At 45.2% G+C, this 14829-nt stretch carries 14 protein-coding genes; all 14 read left to right on the top strand.

The window, feature by feature from the left end; genetic code table 11:
• The first annotated feature begins 207 nt into the window (after positions 1-207).
• Entirely contained in the window at positions 208-1095 is an 888-nt protein-coding gene (locus tag ACE1SE_RS05720; protein ID WP_374053018.1) for a glutamate/aspartate ABC transporter substrate-binding protein, read from the top strand.
• Between the two features lie 118 nt (positions 1096-1213).
• The gene (locus ACE1SE_RS05715; RefSeq protein ID WP_374053017.1) at positions 1214-1954 is read left to right on the top strand and encodes an amino acid ABC transporter permease; all 741 of its coding nucleotides are present in this window, start codon (positions 1214-1216) and stop codon (positions 1952-1954) included.
• A gap of 3 nt (positions 1955-1957) precedes the next feature.
• Positions 1958-2632: a glutamate/aspartate ABC transporter permease GltK gene (gltK, locus tag ACE1SE_RS05710; RefSeq protein ID WP_374053016.1), complete on the top strand. Its 675-nt coding sequence runs from the start codon at positions 1958-1960 to the stop codon at positions 2630-2632.
• On the top strand, positions 2632-3357 hold the full coding sequence (locus ACE1SE_RS05705; protein WP_374053015.1) for an amino acid ABC transporter ATP-binding protein: 726 nt from the start codon (positions 2632-2634) through the stop codon (positions 3355-3357). The genes gltK and ACE1SE_RS05705 overlap by 1 nt, the downstream gene beginning before the upstream one ends.
• Before the next feature lie 198 nt (positions 3358-3555).
• On the top strand, positions 3556-6138 hold the full coding sequence (leuS, locus tag ACE1SE_RS05700) for a leucine--tRNA ligase (protein WP_374053014.1): 2583 nt from the start codon (positions 3556-3558) through the stop codon (positions 6136-6138).
• Positions 6139-6156: 18 nt separating this feature from the next.
• Positions 6157-6717 (top strand): LPS assembly lipoprotein LptE, encoded by a 561-nt coding sequence (gene lptE, locus ACE1SE_RS05695; RefSeq protein ID WP_374053013.1) that lies wholly within the window; start codon positions 6157-6159, stop codon positions 6715-6717.
• A complete protein-coding gene (gene holA / locus ACE1SE_RS05690) occupies positions 6714-7745 on the top strand; it encodes a DNA polymerase III subunit delta (RefSeq protein WP_374053012.1) in 1032 nt (343 codons plus the stop codon). Before lptE ends, holA begins: the two co-directional genes overlap by 4 nt.
• Positions 7738-8478 (top strand): nicotinate-nucleotide adenylyltransferase, encoded by a 741-nt coding sequence (nadD, locus tag ACE1SE_RS05685; protein ID WP_374053011.1) that lies wholly within the window; start codon positions 7738-7740, stop codon positions 8476-8478. The genes holA and nadD overlap by 8 nt, the downstream gene beginning before the upstream one ends.
• A 95-nt stretch (positions 8479-8573) precedes the next feature.
• Positions 8574-8900, top strand: coding sequence for a ribosome silencing factor (gene rsfS / locus ACE1SE_RS05680; protein WP_374053010.1), 327 nt, complete (start codon positions 8574-8576; stop codon positions 8898-8900).
• 2 nt (positions 8901-8902) lie between these two features.
• The gene (gene rlmH / locus ACE1SE_RS05675; RefSeq protein ID WP_374053009.1) at positions 8903-9373 is read left to right on the top strand and encodes a 23S rRNA (pseudouridine(1915)-N(3))-methyltransferase RlmH; all 471 of its coding nucleotides are present in this window, start codon (positions 8903-8905) and stop codon (positions 9371-9373) included.
• 36 nt (positions 9374-9409) lie between these two features.
• Complete coding sequence (mrdA, locus tag ACE1SE_RS05670; protein WP_374053008.1) at positions 9410-11320, top strand: peptidoglycan DD-transpeptidase MrdA; 1911 nt, start codon at positions 9410-9412, stop codon at positions 11318-11320.
• Positions 11321-11336: 16 nt separating this feature from the next.
• Positions 11337-12449 carry a peptidoglycan glycosyltransferase MrdB gene (gene mrdB / locus ACE1SE_RS05665; RefSeq protein ID WP_374053007.1) on the top strand — a complete coding sequence of 371 codons (1113 nt, stop codon included), beginning with the start codon at positions 11337-11339 and terminating at the stop codon, positions 12447-12449.
• A 12-nt stretch (positions 12450-12461) separates the two neighbouring features.
• Positions 12462-13388, top strand: coding sequence for an endolytic peptidoglycan transglycosylase RlpA (gene rlpA / locus ACE1SE_RS05660; RefSeq protein ID WP_374053006.1), 927 nt, complete (start codon positions 12462-12464; stop codon positions 13386-13388).
• 175 nt (positions 13389-13563) lie between these two features.
• Positions 13564-14772 carry a D-alanyl-D-alanine carboxypeptidase DacA gene (dacA, locus tag ACE1SE_RS05655; protein WP_374053005.1) on the top strand — a complete coding sequence of 403 codons (1209 nt, stop codon included), beginning with the start codon at positions 13564-13566 and terminating at the stop codon, positions 14770-14772.
• The last annotated feature ends 57 nt before the right edge of the window (positions 14773-14829 follow it).

The raw sequence follows: 14829 nt of genomic DNA, 5'->3' as shown, positions 1-14829 counted from the left end.
TTGTTTATTTATAGTGCGATGCGGGTCGCGAAACAGAAACATTATGGTTTCAAAAAAGTAACACTTTGAATTATTTTTTTACATAGCACAAACAAAACAACCCAAAAAATCGTTTCAACAGTCTTAATTATGTAGAAACATGCAGAAATATAATTATCTATAAGAAAACCCAATTTTACAAAAAATAACCAGATAAAGGAGCTGTATATGCGTAAGTTGATGTTAACTATGATGTTGCTTAGCGCAGTTGGGGCTGCACATGCTGAGGAATTGACAGGAACACTGAAAAAAATCAAGGATAATGGCATTATCGTTGTTGGACACCGAGAATCTTCTGTTCCATTCTCTTACTACGATAATCGACAAAACGTCGTTGGTTATTCCCAAGATTATTCCAACCTCATTGTTGATGCCGTCAAGAAAACGCTGGATATGCCTAATTTGCAAGTTAAGCTGATCCCGATCACCTCCCAGAACCGCATTCCCTTGCTGCAAAATGGTACTTTCGATTTTGAGTGTGGCTCCACTACCAACAACGTTGAACGACAGAAACAAGCGGCATTCTCCAATACTATCTTTTCCGTCGGTACTCGTCTGCTGACCAAAAAAGATTCAGGCATTAAAGGATTTGATGATCTGGCCGGAAAAAATGTTGTTGTGACTTCCGGCACAACTTCTGAAATTTTGTTGAATAAGCTCAATGATGAGAAGCAAATGAAAATGCGTATCATCAGTGCCAAAGACCACGGTGATTCATTCCGTACTCTGGAATCAGGCCGTGCTGTTGCCTTTATGATGGATGATGCCTTGCTCGCCGGTGAACGCGCGAAAGCCAAAAAACCCGACCAATGGATCATTGTTGGCAAACCACAATCGGAAGAAGCATACGGCTGTATGCTGCGCAAAGATGATCTTCAATTCAAAAAATTGATTGATAACGTTATTGCTAACACACAAACCTCCGGTGAAGCAGAAAAAATGTTTGATCGCTGGTTCAAAGAACCCATTCCACCTAAGAAACTGAATTTAAACTTCTCTATGTCAGATGAAATGAGAGCTTTATTTAAATCACCAAACGATAAGGCACTGAATTAATCAACCAAAATCCCGATTTGATTGGCAAGACGGGTATGAGGTAGTCGTTCCCTACCTCATTTTTTTCCAGATTTAAATTCGATGAATGACAGCTAACCCCATATCAGGGAGTTCGATTATGTCCGCTAATTGGGATTGGGGCATCTTTTTACAAGCCGCCCCTTTTGGTAATACCACCTATCTGGGGTGGCTTATTTCTGGTTTTCAGGTGACGGTGGCACTTTCCGCCTGTGCCTGGATCATTGCATTCGTTGTCGGTTCATTGTTCGGTATTCTCCGTACAGTTCCGAATAAATTCCTTTCCGGGCTTGGAACCTGTTATGTGGAGTTATTTCGTAACGTTCCTCTTATTGTCCAGTTTTTTACCTGGTATCTGGTGGTGCCTGAGTTTCTGCCCCAAAACCTAAGCGACTGGTTCAAAATGGAGCTGGACCCCAATATTCAATTTTTTATCTCTTCAGTCATCTGCTTAGGGTTATTCACTGCTGCCCGTGTATGCGAGCAAGTTCGCGCGGCAATCCAGTCACTCCCAAGAGGGCAAAAAGCCGCAGGATTGGCAATGGGCTTAACTTTGCCACAAACCTACCGTTACGTTCTGCTGCCAAACGCCTATCGAGTAATCATTCCCCCAATGACCTCGGAAATGCTCAATTTGGTGAAAAACTCAGCCATTGCTTCCACAATCGGTTTGGTTGATATGGCCGCCCAGGCTGGTAAATTACTGGATTATTCCGCACACGCCTATGAATCATTCACAGCGATCACATTAGCTTATGTGGGTATCAACCTGGTGATTATGCTTGCCATGAGCATACTGGAGAAAAAAGTACGTTTACCCGGCAATATGGGAGGGCGATAAGAAATGTATCAGTTTGACTGGAGTTCGATTGTACCAAGTTTGCCCTTTCTTCTGGATGGATTATTGATAACGGCAAAAATTACCGTAACAGCCATTATCATAGGCATTGTCTGGGGAACCATTCTGGCGATGATGCGCCTCTCATCTATCAAGGCATTGAGCTGGTTTGCTGCCCTATATGTGAATCTTTTCCGCTCGGTTCCACTGGTAATGGTATTATTGTGGTTTTATCTGATTGTGCCTAACTTATTACAAAATATTCTAGGTATATCACCAAAAACCGATATCCGTTTAATTTCTGCAATGGTAGCTTTCTCGCTCTTTGAAGCAGCTTACTATTCCGAAATAATTCGGGCAGGGATTCAAAGCATTTCCCGCGGGCAATCTTCCGCTGCGCTGGCACTGGGTATGACTCAACTACAAAGCATGCGGCTGGTCATACTGCCACAAGCATTTCGGGCAATGATCCCATTGCTGCTAACACAAGGCATTGTATTATTCCAGGATACTTCTCTGGTATATGTATTGAGTCTGGCGGATTTTTTCCGTACAGCAACGAATATTGGTGAGCGCGATGGAACCCAGATTGAAATGGTTCTGTTTGCCGGCTTTGTTTATTTTGTAATTAGTTTTTCCGCTTCTATGCTGGTTAACTATTTGAAGAAAAGGACTGTTTGATGATTTCCCTGAAAAATGTATCCAAATGGTATGGCCAATTTCAGGTTCTTACTGACTGCTCAACTGAAGTCAAAAAAGGCGAAGTAGTCGTGGTCTGTGGGCCTTCTGGTTCCGGTAAATCCACACTGATAAAAACGGTCAATGGCCTTGAACCTGTCCAGCAAGGAGAAATTCGAGTAAACGATACAAAAGTCAATGACAAAAATACCAATCTGGCACAATTGCGCTCCAAGGTGGGAATGGTATTTCAGCATTTCGAACTTTTCCCTCACCTATCGATCATTGAAAACCTGACACTGGCTCAGGTTAAAGTGTTAAAGCGCGACAAGAAAGAAGCGACCGAAAAAGGCTTAAAACTACTGGAGCGAGTTGGATTAGCCAGCCATGCGGATAAATTTCCTGCACAACTTTCTGGTGGTCAGCAACAACGTGTTGCCATCGCCCGAGCACTCTGCATGAACCCGATTGCCATGCTGTTTGATGAGCCTACTTCCGCCCTTGATCCTGAAATGATTAATGAAGTTCTGGATGTCATGGTGGAATTAGCGAACGAAGGTATGACCATGATGGTGGTAACCCATGAAATGGGATTTGCCAGGAAAGTGGCACATCGTGTTATTTTTATGGATGAAGGTAAAATTGTCGAAGACAGTAAGAAAGAAGACTTCTTTGCCAACCCGAAATCAGGACGTGCCCGCGATTTTCTGGCGAAAATTTTGCACTGATTTTTCCTCATCGGCGGGAGGCAAAACTGCCGCCGATCTTAAATTTCCCCTAAAAATAAGTAATTTTCCGCATTCCTCCTTTAACAAGAGTTGTTGCTCCTATCCCTTATCAGCTATGCTATGGAATCTTTGATTTCATAAACAAACCAAACGCGCTAAAGGCGTAGCTTTATTACTCACCATAGGATTATCGGTGCCATGCAAGAACAATATCGTCCAGAAGACATAGAACAACAAGTCCAGCTTCATTGGCAAGAGAAGCAAACGTTCAAAGTGACAGAAGACAGCAGCAAAGAAAAATACTATTGCCTGTCCATGCTACCTTATCCTTCTGGCCGACTACATATGGGCCATGTCCGTAACTACACCATTGGTGATGTGATTTCTCGTTACCAGCGCATGCTGGGCAAAAACGTACTGCAACCTATTGGTTGGGATGCGTTTGGTTTGCCAGCAGAAGGCGCTGCGGTCAAGAATAATACTGCCCCTGCTCCGTGGACGTATTCCAACATTGAGTACATGAAAAACCAGTTAAAACAACTGGGTTTTGGCTATGACTGGGATCGTGAAGTCACGACTTGTACGCCAGAGTACTACCGATGGGAACAGTGGTTCTTCACTAAATTGTATGAAAAAGATCTGGTATACAAAAAAACTTCCGCCGTTAACTGGTGCCCGCATGACCTGACTGTTCTCGCGAATGAACAGGTGATTGATGGCTGTTGCTGGCGTTGTGATACTCAGGTTGAGCGTAAAGAGATCCCTCAATGGTTCATCAAGATCACCGATTATGCAGAAGAGCTACTAAACGATCTGGATAAACTGGAAGATTGGCCGGAACAGGTCAAGACCATGCAGCGCAACTGGATTGGCCGTTCTGAAGGTGTCGAAATCACATTCAATGTTGCTGACAGTCAGGAAAAACTCACCGTTTATACCACACGCCCGGATACATTCATGGGAGCAACCTATGTCGCTGTGGCGGCAGGCCACCCTCTGGCAAAACAGGCGGCGAAAAATAATCCTGAACTAGAGAAATTCATCGACGAATGCCGTAATACCAAAGTTGCCGAAGCTGATATGGCAACTATGGAGAAAAAAGGTATTCCAACAGGCATGTTTGTCATTCATCCATTGACCAATGAAAAGCTCGCTATCTGGGTTGCCAACTTTGTCCTGATGGAATACGGCACAGGTGCAGTTATGGCGGTTCCAGGACACGATCAGCGTGACTGGGAATTTGCCACTAAGTACAACCTGCCAATAAAAGCCGTTATTCTTGATAACGATGGCAATGTACCAAACGTCCAGGAAGCGGCCGTTACTGACAAAAATGCACTGGTCAACTCTGGCGAATTCAGTGGCCTGAGCCATGAAGAAGGCTTCAATGCTATCGCAGACAAACTGGTTGTAATGGGTGTCGGGCAACGTAAAGTCAATTACCGCTTGCGCGACTGGGGCGTTTCTCGTCAACGTTATTGGGGTGCGCCAATACCAATGGCAACACTGGAAGATGGCACTGTTGTTCCTGTTCCAGAAGATCAATTGCCGGTAGTTTTGCCAGAAGATGTCGTGATGGATGGGATCACCAGTCCAATCAAAGCGGATCCTGAGTGGGCAAAAACAACCATCAATGGTCAGCCAGCACTGCTTGAAACCGATACCTTTGATACTTTTATGGAATCCTCATGGTATTACGCACGCTATACCTGCCCAGATTATGATAAAGGGATGTTGAACCCGGCGGCGGCCAACTATTGGTTGCCAGTGGATCAATACATCGGTGGTATTGAACACGCTATCATGCACCTTATGTACTTCCGCTTCTTCCACAAATTGATGCGCGATGCGGGTATGGTCAACTCTGATGAGCCTGCCAAGCGCCTGCTGTGCCAGGGCATGGTTCTGGCTGATGCCTTCTACTACACTGGCAACAGCGGCGAGAAAGTCTGGGTATCTCCGGCTGATGCCATTGTTGAGCGCGACGAGAAAGGCCGTATTGTAAAAGCAACGGATAAAGACGGTCATGAACTGGTTTATACCGGCATGAGCAAGATGTCGAAATCCAAGAACAACGGTATCGATCCACAAATTATGGTCGATAAATACGGTGCCGACACTGTTCGTCTGTTCATGATGTTCGCTGCACCACCCGAACTGACTCTGGAATGGCAAGAATCTGGCGTGGAAGGTGCTAACCGCTTCCTGAAACGTGTTTGGCGTCTGGTTCATGAACACAGCAATAAAGGTGCCACCCAGCCACTGGATGTCAGCAACCTGACTACAGAACAAAAAGATCTGCGCCGTGATTTGCACAAAACTATCGCGAAAGTCACTGACGATATTGGTCGCCGTCAAGCGTTCAACACCGCCATTGCGGCCATTATGGAGCTAATGAATAAACTGACTCGCGCGCCACAGGAAACAGAGCAAGATCGTGCTCTGATGCAAGAAGCAGTTACTGCGATTGTACGTATGCTTTCACCTATTACACCACACGCTTGCTTCGTCATGTGGAAAGCGCTTGGTCATGAAGATGACATAGACACTGCTGCATGGCCACAAGCTGATGAGCAGGCAATGGTAGACGATACTAAGCTGGTGATTATCCAAATTAACGGTAAGGTTCGTGGTCGTATTACGGTACCAGCAGATGCAACAAAAGAGTATGTTCAAGAGATGGCAATGCAAGAATACGGTGTGAAAAAATATCTTGAAGGCGTCAGTATCCGCAAAGTCATCTATGTTCCAGGTAAATTACTGAATCTGGTTGTAGGCTGATAACAGGAGACCCTATCTGTGGTAGAAAATAATCTACGACGTCATATTTACACCTTGTTACTCGGGTTAGCGGTGCTAGTCACCGCTGGCTGCGGTTTCCATCTTCAGGGCACAACACAAGTACCAAAAGAACTGCAAACATTGCAATTAAGTTCTGATGACCCTTATGGGCCTCTGGCACGGGCAGTACGCCAGCAACTTCGGCTGAATGATGTCAAAATTATTGAAAATGGTGATGCTTCAGTACCTATCCTGAAACTGGTTGGCTCTAGTGAAAACAAAGAGACAGTTTCTATCTTTCAGGATGGTAAAGCGGCTGAACGCCTGTTGGTATTGAATGTTGATGCACAAGTTCTGATGCCGGATGGTAGCATCTATCCATTGCAGGCAAAGGTTGATCATTCATTCTTCGATAACCCTTTGGAAGCACTGGCAAAAGATGCAGAAGATGAACTGGTTAAACAGGAAATGCGTGAACAGGCTGCCCGTCAGCTTATGCGCCAATTGCTGACTGTCCATAGTGCAGAACTCCTGAAAGCCGAGGCAACCCAAAAAGCTGCGGCTACACAGAAGCAATGATCCGACTGTATCCTGAACAACTTATTTCGCAGCTCAATGAAGAGCTGCGAGGCAGCTACCTGTTGTGGGGCAATGAGCCATTACTACTACAGGAAAGTCAAGACAGCATCCGCAAGGTGGCTGAACAACATGGCTTTATGGAACATTTCACCTTTACATTGGATAACCATACCGATTGGGATGAAATCTTCAGCCTGTGTCAGTCACTTAGCCTGTTTGCCAGTCGCCAGTCTCTCAACCTGCTGCTGCCAGAAAATGGCCCAAATGCCGCTATGGCAGAGCGACTGACCAAACTGTCAGGGTTGCTACACTCAGATATCCTGCTGATATTGCGTGGACACAAGCTTACCAAAGCACAGGAAAATAGCCCGTGGTTCAAAGCGATTGGGCAAAATGGGATCTATGTCAGTTGCTTAACACCTGAGCAAAATCGCCTGCCACAATGGGTGGCACAACGTGCCAAAAACATGGGGCTATTACTGGAAAGTGAAGCTAATCAATTACTCTGCTATTGCTATGAAGGAAACCTATTGGCAATGGCCCAGGCTCTGGAACGCCTTTCCCTGCTTTATCCTGATAATCGATTGACACTTCCTCGTGTAGAAGAAGCTGTCAACGATGCGGCTCACTTTTCTCCCTATCATTGGGTTGATGCTTTGTTGGCAGGAAAAATAAAGCGGGCATGGCATATACTGAAACAACTTCGGCAAGAAGATACCGAGACGATTATTTTGCTCCGTACTATACAGCGGGAGTTAATGCTGCTCTTGGTACTTAAGCGCCAATATACGACCGTCCCTTTGAAGACTTTGTTTGATCAACACAAGATTTGGCAAAATCGCAGAACATTACTGTCAACCGCACTACAGCGCCTGTCACAGCGAGAACTGCAATCTGCCATACATTTGTTGACCCAGATGGAACTGCGCGTCAAACAGGATTATAGCCAATCCATTTGGGCTGACCTGGAGACGCTTTCCATGTTGTTATGCGGAAAACCATTACCAGAGAGTTTCCTGAATGCCTGAATCTATTGATCCAATCAATATCGAGCAAGATATTGATTCAACAACTATTGCCTCAAACAATGCCATTGATTCTGCAACCAGTGGGAATTCTCCGGTTATTCAGGCTTTATTCGGTGGTACATTCGATCCTATCCATTATGGTCATTTGCGTCCTGTGGAAGCATTGGCTCAATTAGCAGGGCTCAAGCAGGTAATCTTATTACCGAATCATGTTCCCCCGCACCGTCCTCAGCCAGAGGCAACCACCCAGCAACGACTTGAAATGGTTCGTTTGGCAGTACGGGATAATCCTTTATTTACTGTGGATACCCGTGAGCTAGAGCGGCAAACACCTTCTTACACAGTAGAAACACTGAAATCCTTTCGTCAGGAAATCGGCGAGCAACATCCATTGGCATTCATCATTGGTCAGGATTCATTACAAACTATTCATACCTGGTATAAGTGGGAAGAATTGCTCGACATTTGTCATCTGTTGGTCTGTTCCCGTCCGGGTTATCAACGTCAACTTTCGGCTCCAGGAATGCAATCGTGGCTTGAAAAACACCAAATTGATTCTCCACTCCCTCTGAGCCAAAAACCACACGGTTATATTTATCTGGCAGCCACTCCGTTGTTAAACATTTCAGCAACAGATATTCGCCAGCGTCACCAACAAGGGATAAGCTGCGATGATTTGCTTCCCTCATCGATACAAAATTATATCGATTCACAGGGGCTATATAAGAAATAACGAAACCATGCGGTGATTTGCAGCTAACTCGCTTACTTTTATAGAGATTGGCATGCTATTATTCTGCGTTACTCAACCAATTTTATGAAATAAAGGTGATCCTTTTGCAAGGCACAGAACTACAACAATTTGTTATTGATAAACTTGAAGATTCCAAAGCACAAGATATTGTTGCTATAGACGTTCGTGGAAAATCCAGTATTACTGACTGCATGGTTATCTGCACCGGAACATCAAATCGCCATCTGATGTCTGTGGCAGATAATCTGGTGGATGACTGTCGCCAGGCCGGTATTATGCCTTTAGGCGTTGAAGGACAAGGCATTTCAGACTGGGTAGTCGTCGATCTCGGCGAAATCATGGTTCATGTAATGCAAGAAGACAGCCGCCGTATGTACGAACTGGAAAAACTCTGGAGCTGAGTTTGAAGTTACAACTGGTCGCTGTAGGAACAAAAATGCCGGACTGGGTACAGACCGGCTTTATGGATTATTTGAATCGTTTTCCCAAGGATATGCCTTTTGAGCTTATTGAAATTCCTGCGGGAAAACGGGGCAAAAATGCTGACATCAAGCGCATTCTGGAAAAAGAAGGTGAACAGATGCTGGCTGCCGTTGGTAAAGGTAATCGTATTGTGACTCTGGATATTCCGGGCTCTCGTTGGGATACCCAACAATTGGCACAACAGCTTGAACGCTGGAAGCTGGATGGCAGAAATGTCAGCCTGTTAATTGGAGGCCCTGAAGGTTTGGCTCCGGCCTGCAAAGCAGCTGCGGAACAAAGCTGGTCACTTTCGCCTTTAACTATGCCGCATCCTCTTGTACGAGTTTTGGTTGCGGAGAGCCTTTATCGGGCGTGGAGCATCACGACTAACCACCCTTATCATCGGGAATAAACTGGGTAATCTGACACCGTGAATTCTGGCAATGGGATGAAGCATCAACGAACCCCTTTTCGCGATCATTCAGCTGAATCGGCCCTATTCATACGCCGCGCACTCGTGGCGTTTATAGGCATTATTATTTTAACAGGCATCCTAATTGCCAATCTTTATCATCTCCAGATTACGCGCCACGAAGATTACCAGACCCGCTCGAATGGAAATCGCATTAAGCTTGTTCCCATAGCCCCAAGCAGGGGCATCATTTATGACCGTAATGGCACACCGCTGGCAGCTAACCGAACTATTTATCAGTTAGAAGTTGTGCCACAAAAAGTCCCTGACCTTGACAAAACATTAAATGAGCTGCGCTCCGTCGTTGGACTGACTGATGAAGATATTGAAACCTTCAAAAAAGAGCGTCAACGTGCACGCCGTTTTACCTCTATTCCGCTAAAAACATCATTAACCCCTGTTCAGGTTGCTCGGTTCTCCGTCAATCAATATCGCTTTACGGGACTGGAAATCAAGGGCTACCAACGTCGCTATTACCCTTACGGCTCCGCTCTCACCCATGTGATCGGCTATGTTGCCAAAATCAACGACAAGGATGTAGAACGACTAGAAAAAGAAGGTATTCTGGCGGACTACGCAGCTACCCACGATATCGGAAAACTGGGCATTGAACGTTATTACGAATCTGTCCTGCATGGCAAACCGGGTTATGAAGAAGTCGAAGTCAACAACCGCGGTAAAGTGATCCGTCAGCTACATGAACAACCGCCACAGGCTGGCAAAGATATTTACCTGTCAATCGACTTAGAGTTACAAACCTATATTGAAGAGATACTGACGACTAGCCGCGCAGGTGTTGTTGTTACCGATCCGCGTACAGGGGAGGTTTTGGCTATGGTGTCCAATCCAAGCTACGATCCGAATCTGTTTGTCGATGGTATTTCGAGTCAGGATTATAAATCTCTGCTCAATGATCCCAATCGCCCCTTAATTAATCGTGCCACCCAAGGTGCTTATCCACCAGCATCAACAGTGAAGCCTTTTATTGCCGTTGCCGCTCTTAGTAGTGATGTCATCACCAGGAACTCCACAATCAATGATCCTGGTTGGTGGCAACTGCCAGGCTCAGAGAAGCGTTACCGTGATTGGAAACGCTGGGGACATGGTAAACTGAATGTGCATAAATCGATTGTTGAATCGGCGGATACTTTTTTCTACCAAGTCGCCTATGATATGGGTATCGATAAATTGTCTGAATGGATGACAAAATTCGGCTATGGTCAATTCACGGGTATCGATCTGAAAGAAGAAAATTCCGGCAATATGCCTACCCGTGAATGGAAACTCAAACGGTATAAAAAGCCGTGGTATCAAGGTGATACGATTTCCGTTGGTATCGGTCAAGGATACTGGACTGCAACGCCTATGCAGATGGTAAAAGCCTTAATGATCTTGATTAACGATGGCGTAGTGAAAACACCCCATTTCTTGATGAATACTCGTGTCAATGGCGAAATGCAGCCTTACCAGCCGCCAACCAGCAAACCGATTGGGGATATTCATTCTGGGTATTGGGAAATTGCTAAAGATGGCATGTATGGTGTTGCCAATGCCCCAAATGGCACAGCGCGCAGAGCCTTTGCCGGTACACCATATAAAGCGGCTGTTAAATCAGGTACTGCTCAGGTTTTCAGTTATGAAACCTACAATGCAAGTAAACTTGCTGAACATCTGCGTGACCATAAACTGATGATTGCCTTTGCGCCCTATGACAACCCAACGGTTGCCATTTCCATTATTCTTGAAAATGGTGGTTCCGGGCCACCTGTTGGCACTATTGTTCGTCAAATTCTGGATCATATTTTACTCAGGGATAACAAAAACACCTCTCCTGCCAGCTCCTCTGTGGAGGCAGGAGTAAATCAAGCGACCCAGAACAGAAACTAATTAATTGAGTAACACCATGACAGACTCATCAAACAAGGTTCCTTTCTGGACCCGACTACATATCGATATTCCATTACTGCTATGTGTTCTGGTATTACTGGTCTACAGCCTTTTCATTATGTGGAGCGCCAGTGGGCAAGACATTGATATGATGGAGCGAAAAATAGGGCAAGTCATCATGGGTCTCATCGTAATGCTTGTCTTGGCTCAGGTCCCTCCACGTATGTACGAAAATTGGGCACCTTATCTCTATATTGTCTGTGTTGTTCTACTCATCTTCGTTGATGTTTTTGGGCAGATCAGTAAGGGAGCGCAACGCTGGTTGGATCTAGGCATTGTACGTTTCCAGCCGTCAGAAATTGCCAAAATCGCCGTACCTTTGATGGTGGCTCGCTTTATGAATCGGGATCTCTGTCCACCTTCGCTGAAAAATACGGGCATTGCGCTGGTCTTGATCTTTGTCCCTACTCTACTGGTAGCAGCACAACCCGATTTAGGCACATCTATTCTGATTGCCGCTTCTGGGATATTCATCCTATTTCTGGCGGGAATGAATTGGAAACTCATTGGCGTTGCCGTCTTACTGCTGGCCTGTTTTATCCCAATTTTGTGGTTCTTCCTGATGCATGATTACCAACGCGCCCGCGTTATGATGCTATTGGACCCAGAAAGTGATCCATTGGGCAAAGGCTACCATATCATTCAGTCCAAAATTGCTATTGGCTCAGGGGGGGTGTTTGGAAAGGGCTGGTTGCAAGGCACTCAATCGCAGTTGGAATTTCTGCCAGAGCGACATACCGACTTTATTTTCGCCGTTCTGTCGGAAGAGTTGGGATTAATTGGCGTCCTGGTTTTACTGGTACTCTACTTGCTGGTTATTATGCGTGGATTGTTTATTGCAACCAAAGCGCAGAATACTTTTGGCCGGGTCATGGTCGGAGGGTTGGTACTGATTTTCTTTGTCTATGTTTTTGTCAATATCGGCATGGTAAGCGGTATCCTACCGGTAGTCGGTGTTCCCCTGCCGTTGATTAGTTATGGGGGCTCAGCATTAATTGTTCTAATGGCGGGGTTCGGCATTATCATGTCGATACACACGCATCGTAAATTATTGTCCAAAAGCTTATGAGGAAGAAGTTTCATGCGTCGACAGTGGCTTATACTTAGCATCATAGCTGTACTGATATCAGGTTGTACAATAACCGATAACACTCAGACATCTTCTCTTCCCCCTGTTCCAACTCGTGATGTTTTGGGCGTTGAGCCTCAATATGAGCCTTACCATCCAGGTGCCAATCGAGATTATCAGCGGGACGGGCAAACCTATCACATAGTACAAGATCCTGCTCATTTTACCCAGACAGGCTATGCCAGTTGGTTCGGTGAAGAAGCCAATGGAAAACTGACAGCAATTGGTGAACGAGCGAGTCCCTATGCCTTAGCGGCAGCACACCCGACACTGCCTATTCCAAGTTATGTTCGTGTCACCAATTTAAGCAATGGGCGCATGATGATTGTCAGGATTAATGATCGAGGCCCTTACAATAAGCCGGGAAAAATCATTGAATTATCTCATGCAGCAGCAGAACGGCTCAATTTGATGCCACAAAGCAAAGTGAAATTGGATGGCATTCTCGTTTTACCTGATGGCTCGCTTTCTGGTTTGGGAGCCGAAGGAGCAACGATTATTAAAAATAGCTTTGCCTTACCTGAAAGACCTAATCTTCTTTCTCAATCACAACCATCAACACCTCCTGCTGCTGTAATGAGTAATTCTGCTGACGAAAATTCAGAGAAGCAACCAGTAGCTGAACAAACCACTACAACACTCGCCCCTGAATCAATAAACGGTTATATGGTGCAAGCAGGTGCAATCAGCGCTGAACAAAAAGCCAAAGAATGGCAACAGTCATTGAGCCAGCGCTTTAATGTTCAAGGGCGTATTATCCAATTTGGTAACGTCTATCGCGTCCAGTTGGGGCCATTCCATAGCCGCCAGCAAGCTATGGAATTACAAAAGAAATTGACAGATCAGATGCAGCAATCTTCGTTTATTGTTGCTCCCTAATTCAGGCAACACAATCACGATAACGCGATAAATAGCATCACCGCCTGCTGATATTTTCCTGTCAGCAGGCAGATAAATCTGCTGTACTCAGTTTTGTTTAATGTCAGCTTTTTTTTCATTTGTTATTATGTCACTTATTATCAATTCCTCTCTCACGGATGTTATCTAATCAATCATGAAATACATAGTTACTTCCCGTTTTATTAAAAGAGCCACATTAGGTGTTGTTCTGGCTGCCAGCATTTCCGCATCTGCCTACGCGGATGATAATTTCAAAACCATGATCCCCGGTGTACCAGAACTGGATTCAGAAGCCTATATTCTGATTGATTACAACTCAGGAAAGGTATTAGCCGAAAAGAATGCAGATATCCGCCGCGATCCCGCAAGTCTGACCAAAATGATGACCAGCTATGTCATTGGTCAGGCCATTAAATCAGGAAAAATCAAACCGGAAGATATTGTTACTGTCGGTAAAGATGCCTGGGCAACGGGTAATCCGGTATTTAAAGGCTCATCCCTGATGTTTTTAAAACCCGGTGATCAAGTTTCTGTCGCTATGCTCTCCCGCGGTATCAACTTGCAATCTGGCAACGATGCCTGTGTCGCAATGGCAGACTATGTGGCGGGCAGCCAGGACGCATTCGTCAGTTTGATGAATCAATATGTGCAAAATTTGGGGCTGAAAAATACCCATTTTCAAACCGTTCATGGCCTGGACGCCCCCGGCCAATATAGCTCGGCCCATGATATGGCATTGATTGGTCAAGCCCTAATCCGTGATGTACCGGATGAATACGCTATCTACAAAGAAAAAGATTTTACTTACAACAACATTCGCCAGCCTAATCGTAATGGCTTGTTATGGGATAAAAGCCTGAATGTCGACGGTATTAAAACGGGCCATACCAGTGGTGCGGGATATAACCTTGTTGCTTCTGCTACCGAAGGCAATATGCGCCTGATTTCTGCGGTAATGGGTAGCCCAACTTTCAAAGGGCGCGAAACCGACAACAAAAAATTACTGACCTGGGGCTTCCGTTTCTTCGAGACAGTTGCACCACTGCAAGTCGGTAAAGAATTTGCATCAGAGCCAATCTGGTTTGGTGATACTGATAAGGTTCAACTGGGCGTTGACAAAAATGTTTACCTGACTATTCCCCGTGGCCGTTTGAAAGATCTGAAAGCCAGCTATGTATTGAATAATACCGAATTACATGCACCACTTGCTAAAAATCAAGTTGTTGGGACTATCAACTTCCAGCTTGATGGTAAAACCATTGAGCAACGTCCATTGGTTGTGATGCAGGAAGTCAAAGAAGGTGGTTTCTTCAGCCGCATGATCGACTATATTCGACTGATGTTTCATCACTGGTTCGGCTGATCCCTTGAAAGCCAGATATTGAGCTTATATTAGATATCGTTAGAAAATTTTACGCCA

Origin of the sequence: Xenorhabdus taiwanensis (assembly GCF_036512875.1) — a bacterium.
Classification (GTDB): Bacteria; Pseudomonadota; Gammaproteobacteria; order Enterobacterales; family Enterobacteriaceae; genus Xenorhabdus; species Xenorhabdus taiwanensis.
This window is presented reverse-complemented; position numbering and strand designations above follow the sequence as displayed.

What these genes read in the sequence shown, in the direction of transcription:
- ACE1SE_RS05720 (WP_374053018.1), top strand. Translation starts at nt 208, where the DNA reads ATGCGTAAGTTGATGTTAACTATGATGTTGCTTAGCGCAGTTGGGGCT.
- ACE1SE_RS05715 (WP_374053017.1), top strand. Translation starts at nt 1,214, where the DNA reads ATGTCCGCTAATTGGGATTGGGGCATCTTTTTACAAGCCGCCCCTTTT.
- gltK (WP_374053016.1), top strand. Translation starts at nt 1,958, where the DNA reads ATGTATCAGTTTGACTGGAGTTCGATTGTACCAAGTTTGCCCTTTCTT.
- ACE1SE_RS05705 (WP_374053015.1), top strand. Translation starts at nt 2,632, where the DNA reads ATGATTTCCCTGAAAAATGTATCCAAATGGTATGGCCAATTTCAGGTT.
- leuS (WP_374053014.1), top strand. Translation starts at nt 3,556, where the DNA reads ATGCAAGAACAATATCGTCCAGAAGACATAGAACAACAAGTCCAGCTT.
- holA (WP_374053012.1), top strand. Translation starts at nt 6,714, where the DNA reads ATGATCCGACTGTATCCTGAACAACTTATTTCGCAGCTCAATGAAGAG.
- nadD (WP_374053011.1), top strand. Translation starts at nt 7,738, where the DNA reads ATGCCTGAATCTATTGATCCAATCAATATCGAGCAAGATATTGATTCA.
- mrdA (WP_374053008.1), top strand. Translation starts at nt 9,410, where the DNA reads ATGAAGCATCAACGAACCCCTTTTCGCGATCATTCAGCTGAATCGGCC.
- mrdB (WP_374053007.1), top strand. Translation starts at nt 11,337, where the DNA reads ATGACAGACTCATCAAACAAGGTTCCTTTCTGGACCCGACTACATATC.
- rlpA (WP_374053006.1), top strand. Translation starts at nt 12,462, where the DNA reads ATGCGTCGACAGTGGCTTATACTTAGCATCATAGCTGTACTGATATCA.
- dacA (WP_374053005.1), top strand. Translation starts at nt 13,564, where the DNA reads ATGAAATACATAGTTACTTCCCGTTTTATTAAAAGAGCCACATTAGGT.